This is a genomic window from Actinosynnema sp. NPDC059335, assembly GCF_042752395.1.
Lineage (GTDB): Bacteria > Actinomycetota > Actinomycetes > Mycobacteriales > Pseudonocardiaceae > Actinosynnema.
This window is the reverse complement of record NZ_JBHYXZ010000003.1, coordinates 99341-117656: the sequence shown is the minus strand read 5'-3', so window position 1 is coordinate 117656 and position 18316 is coordinate 99341. Positions and strand designations below refer to the sequence as shown.

Annotated in this window: 19 protein-coding genes and 2 tRNA genes; 7 read left to right on the top strand and 14 right to left on the bottom strand. The window is 71.5% G+C overall.

Translation table 11 applies throughout. The features are described from left to right. The first annotated feature begins 2 nt into the window (after positions 1 to 2). Positions 3 to 1754 carry a succinate dehydrogenase flavoprotein subunit gene (gene sdhA, locus ACFXGA_RS01810; RefSeq protein WP_378083370.1) on the top strand — a complete coding sequence of 584 codons (1752 nt, stop codon included), beginning with the start codon at positions 3 to 5 and terminating at the stop codon, positions 1752 to 1754. Continuing rightward, positions 1754 to 2536, top strand: a complete 783-nt coding sequence (locus ACFXGA_RS01805; protein ID WP_378083368.1) for a succinate dehydrogenase iron-sulfur subunit — start codon at positions 1754 to 1756, stop codon at positions 2534 to 2536. Before sdhA ends, ACFXGA_RS01805 begins: the two co-directional genes overlap by 1 nt. Before the next feature lie 152 nt (positions 2537 to 2688). Here ACFXGA_RS01805 and ACFXGA_RS01800 read toward each other — a convergent pair whose 3' ends face one another. Further along, positions 2689 to 3981 carry a D-alanyl-D-alanine carboxypeptidase family protein gene (locus ACFXGA_RS01800; protein WP_378083367.1) on the bottom strand — a complete coding sequence of 431 codons (1293 nt, stop codon included), beginning with the start codon at positions 3979 to 3981 and terminating at the stop codon, positions 2689 to 2691. A 60-nt stretch (positions 3982 to 4041) separates the two neighbouring features. Between ACFXGA_RS01800 and ACFXGA_RS01795 the strand changes: the two genes are divergently transcribed. Both ACFXGA_RS01795 and ACFXGA_RS01790 read left to right on the top strand, forming a co-directional pair. Next, positions 4042 to 4293: an SCO4848 family membrane protein gene (locus tag ACFXGA_RS01795; RefSeq protein WP_378083365.1), complete on the top strand. Its 252-nt coding sequence runs from the start codon at positions 4042 to 4044 to the stop codon at positions 4291 to 4293. A 24-nt stretch (positions 4294 to 4317) separates the two neighbouring features. After that, positions 4318 to 4662 (top strand): hypothetical protein, encoded by a 345-nt coding sequence (locus tag ACFXGA_RS01790; RefSeq protein ID WP_378083363.1) that lies wholly within the window; start codon positions 4318 to 4320, stop codon positions 4660 to 4662. 4 nt (positions 4663 to 4666) lie between these two features. On the opposite strand, the gene yhjD is transcribed toward ACFXGA_RS01790, so the two are convergent. The 10 genes from yhjD to ACFXGA_RS01740 form a co-directional block, all read right to left on the bottom strand. Further along, positions 4667 to 5638 (bottom strand): inner membrane protein YhjD, encoded by a 972-nt coding sequence (yhjD, locus tag ACFXGA_RS01785; RefSeq protein ID WP_378083385.1) that lies wholly within the window; start codon positions 5636 to 5638, stop codon positions 4667 to 4669. Between the two features lie 64 nt (positions 5639 to 5702). Continuing rightward, a complete protein-coding gene (gene trpS, locus ACFXGA_RS01780) occupies positions 5703 to 6701 on the bottom strand; it encodes a tryptophan--tRNA ligase (RefSeq protein ID WP_378083384.1) in 999 nt (332 codons plus the stop codon). Between the two features lie 93 nt (positions 6702 to 6794). After that, positions 6795 to 7082, bottom strand: a complete 288-nt coding sequence (locus tag ACFXGA_RS01775) for a hypothetical protein (protein ID WP_378083362.1) — start codon at positions 7080 to 7082, stop codon at positions 6795 to 6797. Positions 7083 to 7244: 162 nt separating this feature from the next. Beyond that, positions 7245 to 9800: a bifunctional FO biosynthesis protein CofGH gene (locus ACFXGA_RS01770; RefSeq protein WP_378083360.1), complete on the bottom strand. Its 2556-nt coding sequence runs from the start codon at positions 9798 to 9800 to the stop codon at positions 7245 to 7247. Between the two features lie 49 nt (positions 9801 to 9849). Beyond that, positions 9850 to 11535, bottom strand: coding sequence for a TIGR03767 family metallophosphoesterase (locus tag ACFXGA_RS01765; RefSeq protein WP_378083359.1), 1686 nt, complete (start codon positions 11533 to 11535; stop codon positions 9850 to 9852). Positions 11536 to 11754: 219 nt separating this feature from the next. Further along, complete coding sequence (locus tag ACFXGA_RS01760) at positions 11755 to 12063, bottom strand: nucleotidyltransferase family protein (RefSeq protein ID WP_378083357.1); 309 nt, start codon at positions 12061 to 12063, stop codon at positions 11755 to 11757. 16 nt (positions 12064 to 12079) lie between these two features. Next, entirely contained in the window at positions 12080 to 12904 is an 825-nt protein-coding gene (locus ACFXGA_RS01755) for an exodeoxyribonuclease III (RefSeq protein ID WP_378083355.1), read from the bottom strand. Positions 12905 to 12913: 9 nt separating this feature from the next. Then, positions 12914 to 13132: a hypothetical protein gene (locus ACFXGA_RS01750; protein WP_378083353.1), complete on the bottom strand. Its 219-nt coding sequence runs from the start codon at positions 13130 to 13132 to the stop codon at positions 12914 to 12916. Positions 13133 to 13153: 21 nt separating this feature from the next. Next, positions 13154 to 13468: an SH3 domain-containing protein gene (locus ACFXGA_RS01745; protein ID WP_378083350.1), complete on the bottom strand. Its 315-nt coding sequence runs from the start codon at positions 13466 to 13468 to the stop codon at positions 13154 to 13156. 174 nt (positions 13469 to 13642) lie between these two features. After that, positions 13643 to 14863: an NADP-dependent isocitrate dehydrogenase gene (locus ACFXGA_RS01740; protein WP_378083349.1), complete on the bottom strand. Its 1221-nt coding sequence runs from the start codon at positions 14861 to 14863 to the stop codon at positions 13643 to 13645. Between the two features lie 295 nt (positions 14864 to 15158). Here ACFXGA_RS01740 and ACFXGA_RS01735 point away from each other — a divergent pair, with 295 nt between their 5' ends. Then, a complete protein-coding gene (locus ACFXGA_RS01735; protein WP_378083347.1) occupies positions 15159 to 15965 on the top strand; it encodes a metal-dependent hydrolase in 807 nt (268 codons plus the stop codon). Between the two features lie 141 nt (positions 15966 to 16106). Further along, complete coding sequence (locus ACFXGA_RS01730) at positions 16107 to 16586, top strand: hypothetical protein (RefSeq protein WP_378083345.1); 480 nt, start codon at positions 16107 to 16109, stop codon at positions 16584 to 16586. 4 nt (positions 16587 to 16590) lie between these two features. Here ACFXGA_RS01730 and ACFXGA_RS01725 read toward each other — a convergent pair whose 3' ends face one another. The 3 genes from ACFXGA_RS01725 to ACFXGA_RS01715 all read right to left on the bottom strand — a co-directional run bounded on the left by ACFXGA_RS01725 (position 16591) and on the right by ACFXGA_RS01715 (position 17058). After that, positions 16591 to 16848, bottom strand: a complete 258-nt coding sequence (locus tag ACFXGA_RS01725; protein ID WP_378083343.1) for a Prokaryotic metallothionein — start codon at positions 16846 to 16848, stop codon at positions 16591 to 16593. Between the two features lie 63 nt (positions 16849 to 16911). Further along, positions 16912 to 16984, bottom strand: a tRNA-OTHER gene (locus ACFXGA_RS01720). Beyond that, a tRNA-Ser gene (locus ACFXGA_RS01715) sits at positions 16985 to 17058 on the bottom strand. A 56-nt stretch (positions 17059 to 17114) separates the two neighbouring features. Between ACFXGA_RS01715 and ACFXGA_RS01710 the strand changes: the two genes are divergently transcribed. Beyond that, a complete protein-coding gene (locus ACFXGA_RS01710) occupies positions 17115 to 18239 on the top strand; it encodes a DnaJ domain-containing protein (RefSeq protein ID WP_378083342.1) in 1125 nt (374 codons plus the stop codon). The last annotated feature ends 77 nt before the right edge of the window (positions 18240 to 18316 follow it).

The following is an 18316-nucleotide window of genomic DNA, read 5'->3' as shown; positions in this document are numbered from 1 at the left end:
CCATGCAGTTCCACAAGTACGACGTCGTGATCATCGGCGCGGGTGGCGCCGGGATGCGCGCGGCGATCGAGGCCGGCCAGCGGGCGCGCACGGCCGTGCTCACCAAGCTCTACCCCACGCGTTCCCACACGGGCGCGGCGCAGGGCGGCATGTGCGCCGCGCTCGCGAACGTGGAGGAGGACAACTGGGAGTGGCACACCTTCGACACGATCAAGGGCGGTGACTACCTGGTCGACCAGGACGCCGCCGAGATCATGGCGAAGGAGGCCATCGACGCGGTCCTCGACCTGGAGAAGATGGGCCTGCCGTTCAACCGCACGCCCGAGGGCAAGATCGACCAGCGGCGGTTCGGCGGCCACACCCGCAACCACGGCGAGGCGGCCGTGCGCCGGGCCTGCTACGCGGCCGACCGCACCGGCCACATGATCCTCCAGACGCTGTACCAGAACTGCGTCAAGCACGGGATCGAGTTCTTCAACGAGTTCTACGTGCTCGACATCTGCCTGACCGAGACCGACAACGGCCCGGTCTGCACCGGCGCGGTGGCCTACGAGCTGGCGACCGGCGAGATCCACGTGTTCCAGGCCAAGTCCGTGGTGTTCGCCACCGGCGGCTTCGGCAAGGTCTTCAAGACCACGTCCAACGCGCACACGCTGACCGGCGACGGCATGGGCATCGTGTTCCGCAAGGGCCTGCCGCTGGAGGACATGGAGTTCTACCAGTTCCACCCGACCGGCCTGGCGGGCCTGGGCATCCTGCTCACCGAGGGCGCGCGCGGCGAGGGCGCGATCCTGCGCAACGCGTCCGGCGAGCGGTTCATGGAGCGCTACGCCCCCACCATCAAGGACCTCGCGCCGCGCGACATCGTGGCCCGGTCGATGGCGCTGGAGGTGCTGGAGGGCCGCGGCGCGGGCCCCAACAAGGACTACGTGCTGCTGGACTGCACGCACCTGGGCGCGGAGGTGCTGGAGACCAAGCTGCCCGACATCACCGAGTTCGCCCGCACCTACCTCGCGGTCGACCCGGTGAAGGAGCCGGTGCCGGTCTACCCGACCGCGCACTACGCGATGGGCGGCATCCCGACCAACGTGCACGGCGAGGTGCTGCGGGACAACGACAACGTCGTGCCCGGCCTCTACGCCGCGGGCGAGTGCGCGTGCGTGTCCGTGCACGGCGCGAACCGGCTCGGCACGAACTCGTTGCTGGACATCAACGTGTTCGGCCGGCGCGCGGGCATCGCCGCCGCCGAGTACGCGCTGGCGCACGACCACGTGGACCTGCCGGAGAACCCCGCCGCGGCCGTCGAGGCCCAGGTGGCGCTCGTGCTGTCCGAGCACGGCGAGGAGCGCGTGGCGGACATCCGCACCGAGCTGCAGGCCACGATGGACGCCAACGCGTCGGTGTACCGCACCGAGGACACGCTCAAGCAGGCGCTGCACGACGTGCAGGCGTTGAAGGAGCGGTACCAGCGGATCACCGTGCAGGACAAGGGGAAGCGGTTCAACACCGACCTGCTGGAAGCGGTCGAGCTGGGCTTCCTCCTGGAGCTGGCCGAGGTTCTCGTCGTGGGCGCGTTGGCGCGCAAGGAGTCCCGCGGCGGTCACGCGCGCGAGGACTACCCGAACCGCGACGACACGAACTTCATGCGCCACAGCATGTACTACAAGCAGGGCGAAGGCTTGCTGGCCGACATCCGGCTCGACTACAAGCCCGTGACGTTCACCCGGTACCAGCCGATGGAGCGCAAGTACTGATGACCGCTACCGCTGAAGTGTCCACCGGCTCGCGCGGCAACCAGCCCCCGGTGCCGGACGGCGCGATCACCGTCACCCTGAAGATCCGCCGGTTCAACCCGGAGGTGGACGACGAGCCGCGCTGGGACTCGTTCGAGATCCCGGCCCTGCCGTCGGACCGCGTGCTGAACCTGCTGCACTACGTGAAGTGGTACCTGGACGGGACGCTCACGTTCCGCCGGTCGTGCGCCCACGGCATCTGCGGGTCGGACGCCATGCGCATCAACGGCGTGAACCGGCTGGCGTGCAAGGTGCTGCTGAAGGACCTGCTGGCGGGCGGCGGCAAGCCGACCACGATCACCATCGAGCCCATCAAGGGGCTGCCGGTCCACAAGGACCTGCTGGTCGACATGGAGCCGTTCTTCGAGGCGTTCCGGGCGGTCAAGCCGTACCTCATCACGTACGGCAACGAGCCGACGCGCGAGCGGGTGCAGTCCATCGCCGACCGGGAGCGGTTCGACGACACCACCAAGTGCATCCTGTGCGCGGCGTGCACCACGTCGTGCCCGGTGTACTGGACCGAGGGCTCCTACTTCGGCCCGGCGGCGATCGTGAACGCGCACCGGTTCATCTTCGACAGCCGGGACGAGGGCGCCGAGGAACGGCTGGACATCCTGAACGACGTGGACGGCGTGTGGCGCTGCCGGACGACGTTCAACTGCACCGACGCGTGCCCCCGCGGCATCCAGGTGACCAAGGCGATCCAGGAAGTCAAACGCGCCCTCCTCTTCAAGCGCGTCTAACCCTCGCGCGTGTCCTACGTTCGGAACGCGCGTGTCCTACGTTCAGGTACGCCGAGTTGAACGCTCAGAACAAGATCCTGTTTGTTCTGAGCGTTCAACTCGGCTGTTCTGAAGGTAGGACACGCGTGACGTGAACGTAGGACACGCGGGGGTTAAGGGGTTTGTCGGGTGGCGGCGGCGCGGGCGGCGCGGGCCGCCTTGGCGCGGCGGTTGCGCAGGTACATCACGAACGCCAGGACGAGGCCCAGGCCCGCCGCGGCGGTGATCGGCCCGCCCACGTTGCCGAACGCCGTCTCCATCGCGGACGGTCCGGAGGCGTCCGGGGTCGAGTGAGTCTCGCCCACCCCGGCGCTGGTCGGCGTCGGACGCGGCTCGGTGGTCTTCTTCTTCGCCTGCGGCGCGCCCTCCACCAGCCGGCCGACCGGGTTGCCGGACGCGGCCGGCTCCAGCGCGAACCCATAGTCCAGCAGCCGGGCCGCCTGGTCGGTCATCCGGGTCGGCTGCTGCTGGCCGCGCAGCAGCACGACCACGAGCCGCTTGCCGTTGCGCGCCGCCGCGCCGACGTAGGTGTGCTGCGCGTCGTCGGTGAACCCCGACTTGCCGCCCAACGCGCCCTCGTACGTGGTCAGCAGCCGGTTGTCGTTGACGACCGGCACGGTCCCCGCGCCGTTGGCCGCCGGGAAGTCGATCCGCCGCGTCGTCACCGCCTTGACGAAGTCCGGGTGCTTCATCGCCTCGCGGTAGATCAGCGCCACGTCGTACGCCGACGTGGAGGTGCCCGGCGCGTCCAACCCGGACGGTGTGACCGCCCGCGTGTCCAGCGCGCCCAGCTCGGCCGCGAGGGCGTTCATCTTCCGGATCGCCGACGGCACCCCGCCCAGCCGCCGCGCCAGCGCGTGCGCCACGTCGTTGCCCGACGCCATCACCAGCGCCTGGAGCATCTGCTCGACGGTGTACGTCGCACCGGCGCGCAGCCCCACGCACGTGCACTCCTGCGCGAGGTCGTCGGGCGTCGCCACGACCGTCGCGTCGGGGGCCAGCTCCTTGGCCACCACGGTGGCGAGCAGCACCTTGATCACCGACGCGGGCCGCTGCCGGCCGTGCGGGTTGACCGCGGCCAGCACCGCGCCGGAGTCGAGGTCGGCGAGCAACCAGCTCTCGGCGGTGATGCCGTCCGGCGGCACCGGCGCGTTCGGCGGCAGCACGAGCCCGCATTCACCGAGACGTGGTCCCCCGATCGGGCTCTCCGGTACCTCGATCGGAGGCGGTGGCTTCTCACCCGGGGCCACCTGTTCGGACGTGTCCACCGGCGGGGGCGGTGACACCTTGTTCTCGCAGGGCTGCTGGGCCGCGGCGGTCGGTGCGGCCACGAACGACACGCCGGCCATCAGCGCGCAAGCAGCCAGCACGAGGGCGAAGGGCCGTCGGAACGCGGAGGAACGCACCTGCCCAGGCTAACCACCCCGGATGAGTGACCTGCACCCGCCACGTCCGATACTGCTCCGGTGAAGCTCTCCCGCGGCACGTCCGTCTTCCTGCTTGCCTTCGGGGTGTGGTCCTGGATCATCTGGCCGACCTTCCTGCGCAACATCTGGAAGGACCCCCGCTCGTGGGACGCCGGCCCGACCGCGTTCTTCACCGTCCACTTGCTGCTCGTCGTCGCGTCCCTCACATTCGGCACGGTCATCGGCGTGTTGGGCGTGCGCGGCCTGCGCGCCGCCGGTCGCGCCGGCGGCGGTCGCACCAAGAAGGAATAACCCACCACACCTGGAGGCTCCGCCGTGGAGTTCGTGCGCCTACTGCTGGTGTTCCTGCACCTGCTCGGCATGGGCATGCTGATCGCGATGTTCTTCGTCCAGCGCCGGGCCGGGGCCGACGCCCCGCTGAACAAGGGCTGGCTGCACGGCAGCGCGTTGCAGCTGCTCACCGGCGTGGCGCTGATGGGCCTGGCCCCGCTCACCGACCAGGACTACAACGACATCAAGATCGGCGTGAAGCTGCTGGTGCTGGTCGTCATCGCGGCGCTGGTGGCGGTCAACCTCAAGAAGAAGCCCGCGGCCTGGCTCACGCCCACCCTGGCGGCCCTGGTCGTGGTGAACGTCGGCATCGCCGTCTTCTGGACGTAGCGGCTCACCGCCGCCGGAACAGCGTCCCCAGCAGCAGCCCCGCGCCGACCAGACCGATGGCGGCGCGGGGGCTGGGGCCCGAGCGGACCTCGACCACGGGCCGGATCACGGCGGGCGGCGGCGGGGCGGGCGGGTCGCGCAGCAGGTTCTCCCGCGCCGTGGCCGTCCACGCGGTGATGAACAGCAGCGACTGCGCCACCAGGTTCGCGAAGAACAGCACGCCGATGATCGGCCCGAACGCCGCGCCCGCGGGCGACGACGTGACGGTGCTCAGGTAGAGCGTCCCGCCCTGCTTGAGCACCTCGAACACGATCGCCGCGGCGGCCGCGCCCTTGGCCGCGCTGCGCAGGCTGAACGGCTTGCGCGGCAGCTTGGCCAGCACCCACAGGAACACCAGCCAGTTCGCCACCAGGCCGAGCACGATCGTGCCGACCTTCAGCATCGCCTCGGCCCACCCGACGCCGTCCAGGCCGACCCACCGCAGCACCAGCTCGGCGAGCCCGCTGCCCGCCGCCGTCAGCCCGAACGACACCACCAGCGCCGCGCCGAGCGTGACGAGCGCGAGCAGGTCCTTCAGCGCCGTCTTGAGGAACGGCAGGTCCTGCTTCGGGTGGCCCCACTGCGCGGTCAGCGCGTCGCGCAGGTTGCTCATCCAGCCGAGCCCGGAGTAGGCCGCAGTGAGCAGGCCGAGCACGCCGACCGTGCCCTTGGAGTCGATGGCCTGCTCCACGACGTTGTTGATCGTGTCGCCGAGCGAGCCCGGCACGGCCTCGGCGATGCTCGCCTTCAGCTCCTCGATCAGGGCGGGTTCCGAGGCCAGCACGAAGCCGGCCACCGCGAACCCGATCATGAGCATCGGCACGAGCGACAGCACGCTGAAGTACGTCACCGCCGCCGCGTAGTGCGCCCCGTAGCTCTCCGTGTAGCGCGCGGCGGCGCGGAACAGGTGGTCGAGCCACGGCCGTTCCCGGCGCATCCGGTCGAGCTTCGACCCCGTGCCAGCGTTGTCCGCCACGCGGAAAAGCTAGCGGGTGCGGTGATCACCCGCCACTCGGCAGGAACCCGATCCGGTCGTAGGCCCTGGCCAGCGTCTTCGCCGCGACCGATCGCGCCCGCTCGGCGCCGCGCGCCAGCACCTTGTCCAGCTCGGCGGTGTCGTCGAGGTACTCCGCGACCCGCGCCCGCACGGGCGTGACGAACTCGGTGAACACCTCGCCGAGGTCCTTCTTCAGGTCGCCGTAGCCCTTGCCCTCGTAGTCCGCGACCAGCGACTCGACCGACCGCCCGGTCAACGCGGAGTAGATCACCAGCAGGTTGCTCACGCCGGCCTTGTGCTCCGGGTCGTAGGCGATCTCCCGGCCCGTGTCCGTGACCGCCGAGCGGATCTTCTTGGCCGACCGCTTCGGGTCCTCCAGCAGCTCCACCACGCCCGCGGGCACGGACTTCGACATCTTCGACGTCGGGTCCTGGAGGTCGTAGATCTTGGCGGTGTCCTTGACGATGTACGGCTCGGGCAGCCGGAACGTCTTGCCGTAGCGGGTGTTGAACCGCTGCGCGAGGTCGCGGGTCAGCTCCAGGTGCTGGCGCTGGTCCTCGCCGACCGGCACGTAGTGCGCCTGGTACAGCAGGATGTCCGCGGCCTGCAGGATCGGGTAGGTGAACAGGCCGACGCCGACGCCCGCCTCCTGCCGCGCGGACTTGTCCTTGAACTGGGTCATCCGGCTGGCCTCGCCGAACCCGGTCAGGCACTGCATCACCCAGGCGAGCTGGGCGTGCTCGGGCACGTGCGACTGCACGAACAGCGCGGCGCGGTCGGGGTCGATGCCCAGCGCGAGGAGCTGCGCGGCCGACACCCGCGTGTTGTGCCGCAGCACCTTGGGGTCCTGCTCGACGGTGATCGCGTGCAGGTCCACGACGCAGTAGAACGCGTCGTGGGTCTCCTGGAGCGCCACCCACTGGCGGAGCGCGCCCAGGTAGTTGCCGAGGTGGAAGGAGCCCGCGGTCGGCTGGATGCCGGACAGCACGCGGGGGCGGCTCACCGGAGCCGGGTTCTCGGCGGGGAGGCCCGCGGCCTCGCCGGCGGCGTTCTCAGCGGAGTTGTCGACGACCACGGGAGGATTCTCCCAGGCCGGTCAGGCCCCGGTGGTGGCGGGCCGCACCTCGGCCGTGCCGTCGCCGCCCGCAGCCACCTGCGGGGTGATGCGCTCGTTGGCCGCCGTGGGCGCCACGGCCGACCGGCGGCGGCGGACCAGACCGGCGACCAGGCCGATCACGCCGAACGCCACCGCGGCGATGCCGACCGGCGCCTCGAGGGAGACCGGGGCGACCACCGCGCCGTCGGCCGCCACCGCGACACCCGGGACGAGCAGGGATGACGCCGCGCCCAGGACCAGACCCAGCACCGCACCGCGACCGCGCACTGCCCAGCCTCCTCACCAACACCGCGCCACTCCACGGGGGAGTGAACCTTGTTGACGGCCGGTCGCGAACCTACCCAAGCTGTGGGACCGGCATGCCCGCTTCGGGTAAACACGACCGGCGGCAGACTAACCACAGCCGGTCGCGCTGTCGCCCGCAGGGGTCTACCCGACCACGTCCACTCGGCCATATGTCGTAGTGCGCTGCCGGGCCGGGCGGCCCGCCAACGCCGCCGTGGCGTGCAGCTGCTCGACCGTGCGGGCGGAGCCGTGCTCGGAGCCCGCCATGCGGCTGATGGTCTCCTCCATGAGGGTCCCGCCCAGGTCGTTCGCGCCGCCGCGGAGCACCTCGGCGGTGCCCTCGTCGCCGAGCTTGACCCACGAGCACTGGACGTTGTCGACGCGGCCGTGCAGGGCGAGCCGGGCGAAGGCGTGCACGGCCCGGTTGTCGCGCCGGGTCGGGCCGGGCCGGGCCACGCCCGCCAGGTAGATCGGCGCGTTGCGGTGCACGAACGGCAGGCCGACGAACTCGGTGAGCCCGCCCGTGCGGTCCTGCAGGGCCGCCAGGGTCCGGAAGTGGCCCAGCCAGTGGCCCGGGTGGTCGACGTGGCCGTACATCATCGTGGACGACGAGCGGATGCCCAGCTCGTGCGCGGTCGCGACGACGTCGAGCCAGGTCGCGGCGGGCAGCTTGCCCTTGGTCAGCACCCAGCGCACGTCGTCGTCCAGGATCTCGGCGGCGGTGCCGGGGATGGTGTCCAGGCCCGCGTCGCGCAGCTCGGTCAGCCACTCGCGCACGCTCACGCCCGCCTTGGCCGCCGCCGCGACGACCTCCATCGGGCTGAACGCGTGCACGTGCATGCCCGGCACCCGGGCCTTGATCGCGCGCACGACGTCGGCGTAGTACGTGACCGGCAGCTTCGGGTCGATGCCGCCCTGCATGCACACCTCGGTCGCGCCCGCGTCCCACGCCTCCTGGGCGCGGTCGGCGACCTCGGCCACGGAGAGCCGGAACGCGTCCGCGTCCCGCTCCCGCTGGGCGAACGCGCAGAAGCGGCAGCCGACGTAGCAGACGTTCGAGAAGTTGATGTTGCGGTTGACCACGTAGGTGACGTCGTCGCCGACCACCTCGGCGCGCAGCTCGTCGGCCAGCCTGGTCATGGTCTCCAGGGCCGTGCCGTCCGCGGTGAGCAGCGCCATGGCCGCGTCCGTGTCGTCCAGCAGCCGGGCGGGGTCGTCGGCGGCCAGGCGCAGGGCGCGCGCGGTGTCCTCCGGCAGCCGCTCGACGGCCTTGGGGACGCTCAGCGAGGCCCAGTCGCCGTAGACGCTGTCGAAGTCGCCCCGGCGGTCGTCGGTGCGGCCCTCGGTGTCGATGGCGGTGTTGAGGTCGGCCCGCCCGTAGGTGTCGAGGCCGCCGTCCGGCTCCTGCCACTCGCGGCCGACGACGGGCGCGTCCGGCTCGGCCAGCCCGTCCTCCCGCGCCAACGCGGACACGTGGGCGGTGAGCCGGGTGTCGATCCACTGCCCGGCGGGCGCGGTCACGTACCGCGGGTAGACGGCGAGGCGTTCCCGCAGCTCGAACCCGGCGGCGCGGGTGTGCTCGGCGAGCGCGTCGACCTGCGGCCACGGCCGTTCCGGGTTGACGTGGTCGGGCGTGACCGGCGACACGCCGCCCCAGTCGTCGATGCCCGCGCGCAGCATCAGGCCGAACTCGCCGCCGACCAGGTTCGGCGGGGCCTGCACGCTCGTGGACGAGGGCATGACCAGCCGCGCGACCGCGATCGTGGCGGCCAGCTCGCGCAGGTCGGCGTCGGGCATGCCGCGCATCGCGGTGTCCGGCTTGGCCCGGAAGTTCTGGATGATCACTTCCTGGACGTGCCCGTACTGCCGGGCGATGCCGCGCATGGCCAGCAGCGACTCGGCGCGCTCGGTGACGGTCTCGCCGATGCCGATGAGGATGCCGGTGGTGAAGGGGACGTTGACCCGGCCCGCGTCGGTGAGCACCCGCAGCCGGACCGCGGGCTCCTTGTCCGGGCTGCCGTAGTGCGGGCCGCCCTTCTGCGACCACAGCCGCTCGGCCGTGGTCTCCAGCATCATCCCCATGCTGGCCGCGACCGGCCGCAGCCGCTGCAACTCCTCCCAGCTCAGCACGCCGGGGTTGAGGTGCGGCAGCAGGCCGGTCTCCTCCAGCACCGCGATCGCGCTGGCCCGCACGTAGTCGAGCGTGGACGAGTAGCCGCGCGCCTCCAGCCACTCGCGGGCCTGCGGCCACCGCTCCTCGGGCCGGTCGCCCAGCGTGAAGAGCGCTTCCTTGCAGCCCTGGGCGGCGGCCCGGCGGGCGATCTCCAGCACCTCGTCGCGCTCCAGGAACGCGGCGGGCAGCTTGTGCGGGACGGTCGCGAACGTGCAGTAGTGGCAGCGGTCGCGGCACAGCCGGGTCAGCGGGATGAACGCGTTGCGGCTGTAGGTGACGACCCCCGGCCGGCCCTCGGCCAGCAGGTGGGCGTCCCGAACCCGGCCGGCGGCGTCGAGCAGCGCCTCCAGGTCGTCACCGCGGGCGTGCAGCAGCACGGCCGCCTCCGTGACGTCCAGCGGCGCGCCGTCGGCGGCACGGCGCAACGCGCGTCGCATCGCCGAGGCGTTCGGCTGGGGCTCCGGCGGGGTGATCGAGATGTCCACGGCCACGTCAACGACATTAGGTCTGGGGAAAGTCCTGATCATGCCCAGTGTGATGTCCGACACGGACCGCCACCGGGTGGTCCGCGTCGCGTCACCGCACCGGCGCCCGCCCCGCCACGAGCAGTTCGGTGTTGCGGTCCGTCACCGCGCCGGCGGCGGCCGCGTTGGCGTGCGGGTCGTTGAACGCGAGTTCTCGGGCCAGCGACGCGAGGCCGCGCGGCGAGAAGTCGTCGTAGTCGGCCTGGTAGGGCGCGTCGGCCTCGACCAAGGTCGTGAACAGCGACAACGTGCCGTCGCCGTTGTCCGCGAGTTCGATGATCCGGGCGTGCTGCGGGTGGTCGACGTGGGCGGCGGTGTTGATCTCCCAGAACGCGCGCTCGCCCGTGCCGTGCGGGACGATCCGGTTCTCGTGGGTGTGGCCGTTGACCCAGGCCACCACGTTCGGGAACCGGCCGAGCAGCGCGACGAGCGCGTCGCCGTCCAGCCGGGGGTCCAGCGGGCGGCGGCGGTCCGGCAGGACGTTGCCCATCGTCCAGCTCGTGTGGTGGCTGAAGAGGATGAACAGCTCGTCGGTGACGTCCTGCCGGTGCGCGAAGCCGAACGCGTCGTAGTAGCGGGAGCTGTTGCGCTTGAGCGTCCGCTCCAGCCAGAGGTACTGGTGCAGGCCGATCGAGCCGTCCGCGAAGCCCGCGGTGGTCGTGGTGTCGAGGCTGACGCCCGTGACGCCGGGCGCGATCCGGAACGTGTAGAAGACGTCCACGCCGTCGGCGTTGTCCGGGGTGAAGCCGTGCCCGTGCGGGCCGGGGCCGGTGTGGCGCGGGTCGAGGTGCGCCTGGACGAACTCGGCGGTGGTGAAGGGGCGGCGGCGGTCGTCCGGGGTGACCGTGCGCACCAGGCCGCCCTCGGCCAGCACGGCCGCCGCGTCGAGCACGCGGGTGGGGTCGGTCATGGCCGCGGCGAGCCGCCGCACCTGCGCGTCGGAGAAGCCGACGACCTTGCGGCTGCCGGTGTAGAGGCCGTCGACCGGCGGGAGGCCGTCGGGCAGGGAGCCGACCACGCTGTCGTCGTGGTTGCCGAACGTGCAGTACCAGGGGACGCGCAGGCCGGGGCTGTCGAACGGGCGGATCGCGGCGTCGAGCAAACCGGGGACCTGCGGGAAGCCCTTGGCCTTGTAGTCGTCCCGCAGGGCGGAGTGCGGGTTCCAGTAGGACTTCGCGCCGGAGTCCTGGACGCCCTCGTAGCGGGCGGGGTCGCCGGTGTTGGCGGTGATCCGGCCGCCGTTGAGGACGGTGAGGAACCAGTCCAGCTCGACCAGCTCGTGGTTGTCGGTGTTGTCGCCCGTGGTCATGGTGAAGTCGATCGGGCGGCCGGTGAACGGGCCGGCGCGGAGGGCGTTGACCCGGTTCACCAGGGCGGTGGAGGTGTGCTGCGCCAACGTCTCGTGCGGGCGGAACGCGCCGGAGCCGAGCAGCGGGTGGGTGTACTCGAAACGGGCGGGGCTCTGCGCGTCGAGCACGTGCATGTCGGTGAACTGGACGAAGCAGGCGAGCGGCGTGCGCCGGTCCGCCCGTCCCGGGTCGGGTGCGGCGAGGTCGGGGCGCACCACGAGCGGCCACCCCGGGCCCGCCTGGAGCCGGCGGTACCCCGTGCCGCCGACCGCCGCGGCGGCGGAGTCGAGGGTCGTGCCGGTGGTGGCGGCCCAGGCGGGCCCACCCCACAGCAACACCCCGCCCGCCGCACCCGTCGCCTGCAAGAACCGCCGCCGGCTGATCCCCATCGACCGCTCCCCGTGTCCTCGGTTGGTGAAAAGTTCTCACGAACCGGGGATGGGGTCACGAACTCGACGTGAAGTGCGGCCGAACGAGCGAAGTCGATCGTCGGGTTGATCGTTCCCGTTGGCGGGCAAGGACTCCGGCCGGCCCCGGGGCGTTCAACTCGGTGCACCTGACCGCAGGACACGCGCGTTCCGAACGTAGGACACGCGCGGGCGCGGGGGTCAGGCGGCATACAGCTGTTCCCTGGTCTCCATCACCTGCTGCCGGAAGTACGGGTTGCGGATGCCGGCGACGCTCACGAGGTCGACCGGTCGGCCGAAGATCCGCTCCAGCCCTTCCTTCAACGCGAAGTAGTGGTTGAAGTAGTCAAAACCCGGACCGGCGTCGAACTCCACAAGGACGTCCACGTCGCTGGTCGCCAGGTCGAACGAGTCGCCGACGGCGGACCCGAAGACGTCGAGGCGGCGCACGCCCAGCACGCGGCACAGCTGTTCGACCTCGGGCCGCCTGGCCTCGATGACCTCGTGCACGGACGTCACCTCCCGATCACGATTGTGCCTGATCGGCGTCCCTCGGCCAGTCGAAGGTCACGGTGACGGGCGCGTGGTCGGACCACCGTTCGGCGTACGTGGCGGCCCGCTCGACCACCGCCGACGTGGCCGAGGCCGCCAAGCCCCGCGTCGCGACCTGGTAGTCGATCCGCCAGCCGGAGTCGTTGTCGAACGCCTTGCCGCGGTAGGACCACCAGCTGTACGGGCCGGCCACGTCGGGGTGCAGGGAACGCACCACGTCGACGTACCGCGCCTCCCCGAACACCCGGTCCATCCACGCCCGCTCCTCGGGCAGGAACCCGGACGACTTCAGGTTCGCCTTCCACGCCTTCAGGTCCTCGGCCCGGTGCGCGATGTTCCAGTCGCCGCACACCAGCACCTCGCGCCCGTCGGCGGCGGCCTTGTCGCGCAGTTCCACCAGGTACGGCAGGAACCCCGCCATGAAGCGGTCCTTCTCGTCCTGCCTCGGCGTGCCGACGTCGCCGCTGGGCAGGTACAGCGACGCCACGACCACGTCGGCCAGCTCGACCTCGACGTACCGCCCCGAGTGCTCGAACTCGGCCACCCCGAACCCGATCCGCACGGCCTCCGGCTGTTCCCGGGTCAGCACCGCGACCCCGTTGCGGCCCTTGACCTCCGAGTACGCGTGCGCCACGTGCCAGCCCTCCGGCGACCGCACCTCGTCCGGCAGCTGCCCCGGCTCGGCGCGCACCTCCTGGAGGCACACGACGTCCGCCGACGTCGCGGCCAGCCACTCGAGGTAGCCCTTCTTCGCCGCGGCGCGCAGCCCGTTGACGTTGATCGTGGAGACGGTCAGCACGGCGGCAGCCTAACCGCGACCGGCGACCGCCCAGCCGTGCGGGTATCGCGCGCCGCAGCCCGTGCACACCGCGGTCAGGCCCAGCATCAGCACCAACGGGCTGCTGCCCTCGGGCGAGGGCACACCGGCCACCGGCTGCCCGTCCACCTCCGCGCGCAACCCCGGCCACTCCGGCTCGCACGCGCACGTCACCACGTCACGGCGGCCCCACCGCCACTTGAAGAACACCCGCCCATCACACCACGGGCGTCACGAACAGCTGCTGTCCGAGGTCGGCGTCACGAACTCGTCCTTGACCCAGTGCCCGTCGGCCAGCAGCCGGAACCCGTTCTCGACCCGCGCCTCGGCCCGCACCACCGCGTCCCGCCGCATGGTGGCCACGATCGGCTGCGTGTCGGCGGGCCCGGAGCGCACGTTGAGGATGTCCGCGACCACCGTCACCCGGCACTCCCGGACGGCGACCTCCTCGACCCCCAGCTTCTTGCCGCCGTTGGCGAAGTACATCAACCCGGCCGCCGCGAGCACACCGACGACGACCATGCCGCGCACCGGAATCCCGAACATCACGCCTCCCGACACCTCTGCTGAGGTGCAGATATAGCGCGGCCCGGCGGGTCGTGCGGCGGTCCGCGGCGCAATCCACACCACCGGGGAACCGGACGGGTGAGGTGGTCACGGAAACGGATCAGGGGACCGCCCGGAGGCAGTCCCCTGATCACGCGAACGGGAGGGCGGGCGTCAGCCGGCCATCCGCTTCTGCAGGTTCTCGTCGAGCGTGCCGAGGAACTCCTCGGTGGTCTGCCACTCCTGGTCCTTGCCCACGAGCAGGGCGAGGTCCTTGGTCATCTTGCCGCTCTCGACGGTCTCCACGACGACCTGCTCCAGCGTCTCCGCGAAGCCGGTGACCTCCGGCGTGCTGTCCAGCTTGCCGCGGTGCTTGAGGCCGCCGGTCCACGCGTAGATCGACGCGATCGGGTTGGTGGAGGTCGGCTTGCCCGCCTGGTGCTGGCGGTAGTGCCGGGTGACCGTGCCGTGCGCGGCCTCGGCCTCGACCGTGCTGCCGTCCGGCGTCATCAGGACCGAGGTCATCAGGCCGAGCGACCCGAAGCCCTGCGCGACCGTGTCGGACTGCACGTCGCCGTCGTAGTTCTTGCACGCCCAGACGTAGCCGCCCTCCCACTTCAGGGCCGCCGCGACCATGTCGTCGATCAGGCGGTGCTCGTAGGTCAGGCCCGCCGCGTCGAACTGCGCCTTGAACTCCTCCTCGAACACCTTCTGGAAGATGTCCTTGAACGCGCCGTCGTACGCCTTGAGGATGGTGTTCTTGGTGGACATGTACACCGGGTAGTTGCGCTGCAACCCGTACGAGAACGAGGCGCGCGCGAAGTCCTCGATGGACTTGTTGAAGTTGTACATGCCCATGGCCACGCCGCCGTCGGGGCCGTAGTTGGCCACCACGTGCTTGATCGGCTCGGAGCCGTCCTCGGGCGTGAACGTGATGGTCAGCTCGCCCGCGCCGGGGACCTTGAAGTTGGTCGCCTTGTACTGGTCGCCGTGGGCGTGGCGGCCGATGATGATCGGCTTCGTCCAGCCCGGCACCAGCCGCGGGATGTTGGAGATGATGATCGGCTCGCGGAACACCACGCCGCCGAGGATGTTGCGGATCGTGCCGTTCGGCGAGAGCCACATCTTCTTCAGGCCGAACTCCTCGACCCGCGCCTCGTCCGGCGTGATGGTGGCGCACTTGACGCCGACGCCGTGCTTCTTGATGGCGTGCGCGGAGTCGACGGTGACCTGGTCGTCGGTGGCGTCCCGGTGCTCGATGCCCAGGTCGTAGTACTCGAGGTTGACGTCCAGGTACGGGTGGATCAGCTTGTCCTTGATGAACTGCCAGATGATCCGCGTCATCTCGTCGCCGTCGAGTTCGACGACGGTCCCCTGAACCTTGATCTTGCCCATACTCAGGGCGCTCCTCTCGCGACAATGCAAGCAAGACAAGCGTACTGCTATGTCGGGTTGCTTGCGTCCACCCGGGCGGAAAAAGGGAACGGCGTCACACTGGGGCCGACGCCGCGACCGCCGGTGGCACGGGCGTGCTCCGGGCCAATACAACCAGCCGGACCGGCGGGCCGCCGCACGGGGACGGCCTGCGACCCCCGCCGGTCGCCACTCGAACACGCGTTCGCGGATTGCCGCCGCGGGCCGCGTCCGCCCCGCTAACCTCTCCCCCGTAGGAGTGATCAAGGGGGCAGCGTTGTCGACGGGTCCGACCCACGCCATGAGCGGCCTGCTGGCCTGGGCCGCGGTGACCGCCCTGGCGGAGAACCACCCCATCGGCCAGCTGAGCCCGCAGAGCTGGGCGGTGGGCGCGGTGCTCGCCACCGGCGCGGCCCTGCTGCCCGACCTCGACCACCCGTCCTCGACCATCTCGCGCACGTTCGGGCCGGTCAGCGCGGGCGCGTCGGCGCTGATCAACACGGTCAGCTCGTTCGTCTACCGCACCACGCGCACCCGCAAGGACTCCAACCGCGACGGCGGGCACCGCGGGCTGACCCACACGCTGGCGTTCGCGCTGGCCGCCGCCATCGGCACGACGGCGGTCGTGCAGCAGTCGCAGAAGTGGGCGCTGCCCGCGCTGATGTTCGTGTTCGCGGGCCTGGCCGTGCGCGGCATCATGAACGACTGGTGCCCGCAGAAGGACGCGCTGCTGATCACCGGCGCCTCGGCCGCGATCACGGTCGCCTGCGTGGCGTGGACCGCGCAGACGCCGGCCAGCGCGGCCGCGTGCGGGGTGGCCGTGGGCATCGGCTGCGTGGCGCACTACCTCGGCGACGCGATCACCGAGCAGGGCTGCCCGATCCTGTGGCCGATCCCGCTCATGGGCAAGACGTGGTTCCCGGTCGCGCCGCCCAAGGTCCTGCGGATGAAGACCGGCGGCCGGGTGGAGATGGCGATCGTCGGGCCGCTGATCACGATCCTGAGCGTCTGGCTGTCCGCCGCCGCGCTCCAGCGGGCGGGCGCGCTGCCGTTCCTCGAGACCTTCGACCTGCTCCCCATCTAGTTTTCGGATAGGGGCCATTCGGCGGCTACCACGGGATCACCCGATCGGACTAGCCTCCCACGAGATCCTGACCCGCGCCGATCGCGCCGAGGAGGACTTCGTGCCGAATCCGCTGCACGACAACGTTGTCGAGGCGTCCGGATGACGACCTGGCTCGGCCTGAACGCCGGTCACGAGGACCAGGCGACCGCGGACGCCGTGGCGGTGTCGCTGTACGAGACGTTGCTGTTCCACGCCCAGCTGGTGTGCGTGCACCGGGTGGAGGAGCGGTACGCGGTGTCGTTCCGGCTCCCCGACCGGCCGTCGGAGAACACCCTGTCGACGCTGATCGAGCGCGGCTACGGCGTGGCGGTGCACGACGGGGCCCTGCAACGGCTCGCCGGGCCGGAGCCGCTGGCGCGGGGCGCGTTGCGGGCGGTGCTGGCGCACCGGGACCGGCGGGAGGGGCGGGCGCTGCGGTTCCCCGGCCAACGCGCGCTGCGCGGCCGTTACGGCGTCTCGGACATCATCGCGTTCAGCGCGATCGAGGAGGTCCTGCCGCACGGCACGAAGAGCGTGGACGCGCGCGGCGACCTGCAGCCCACGTTCCTCAACGGCCGGCTCGTGCTGCACTGCGGGTGAGCGGTCAGCCCGGGTGCGCGCCGACGGTGTCCTTGATCTCGGCGCCGAGGCTCTCCGCGCTGCGCGCGCAGTGGGCGCAGCAGAAGAACCGGCCCCGCACCTCGACGCCGTGCCCGATGATGCGGCAGTCGCAGTGCTCGCAGCGCGGGGCCAGGCGCTGGATCGCGCACTCGAAGCTGTCGAACGTGTACGTGCCGCCGCCGACCGTGCGGACCTCGAAGGCCATCCAGTAGTCGTTGCCGCAAACGTCGCATGTCGCCATGGCCGAAGGGTGCGCCGGTGGGCGCACCCCGGCAACTCGGCCTACCCCGGTCACCAGGACCCGCGGACCAGGCCGGACTCGAACCGGCGTCCTCCCTCCCGGGGGAGGGCGCGTCAACCACTGCGCTACATGGTCCCGAGCCGGGCCGGATTCGAACCGGCGTCCTCCCTCCGAGCAGGAGGGCGCGACAACCACTGCGCTACCGGGCTCCCGCACAACACTAACCAGACCGCGGCCGGGGAGACAGGGCCGCTAAGGTCTGCCGCGTGCGCGGGGTCGACTACTACGAACTCCTCGGGGTCGGTCGCTACGCGTCCGAGGCGGAGATCAAATCCGCTTACCGCTCCCTGGCCAAGGTCATGCACCCGGACGCGGGCGGGTCCTCCGGCACCTTCCGCATGCTGCAAGAGGCATATGACACCCTCCGGGATCCCGCGCGGCGGCGTGATTACGACCGGGGGTGGACGTTCACCCGTCCGGGCGCACGACCGGCGTCGCCGACCCGGCCCCGGCGCACGGGCCGCACCGGCCGGCTGCGCGATTTCGGCGACGATCCCCACTTCGTACCCCCGAAGCCCGCGGTGGACCTCGGGGGCCTCGCCTGGTGGCACCTGGTCGACGCGGCGCAGCGGGTGCGGTACGTGCCGGCCGCCGGACCGGGGCACGCGCCCGCGCTCGCGGCCGTGTGCGGGTGGTTCTTCCTGCTGCTGCCCGTGGTGGCGCTCGACTTCTCGCCGCTGGCGCTGGGCGTGTGGCTGGTGCTGGTCGCCGCGGCGGCCGCGGCCGCGTTCCGGCTCGTCCGGCGGTACCTGGCCGCGATCCGGGCCGACCGCGCGTTCACGCTGGACCACGACACCGGCGTGGTCCACGGCACCACGGACGACCGGGTCTGCGAGCGGCTCACCGCCGACCTGCTCGGCGAGTACCTGACCCGGCTGCCGGGCGTGCGGATCTTCCACGGCCTGGCCTGGCCGGGCTCGGTGTTCGCGGACGTCGACCACGCCGTGCTGTGCGGGCGGAGGCTCGTGCTGATCGAGTCGAAGTCGTGGCTGCCGGGGCACTACGAGGCCGAGGACGACGGCACGGTCTGGCGCAACGGCCACCCGTTCCGGGGCGGCGGCACGCGGATGCCGCGCAGCCTCGCGGTGTACCGGAAGCTGTTGCCCTGGCTGGACATCCGGACCGCGCTGCTGGTGTACCCGAGCCGGGAGGGCGTGGTGACCGCGGCGGAGCCGGCGGACGCCGTCGTGCCGCCGATGACGCCCGCGCAGTTCGTCGCGGAGGTCGGCGAGTGGCTCGCCGAGGACCCGGCCACGGTGGACCGGGAGGCGCTGCGGCTGCTGATCGGCCAGGTCGTGCCGGTCACGGGCGCCGATCAGCACCTGGCATAGCCGGCGGTCAACCGAATGGCGCATGTCGCGCCGCCCGGCCGCGGGCTACGTTTCGGCGAGCCCACGGGAGGAGCCCG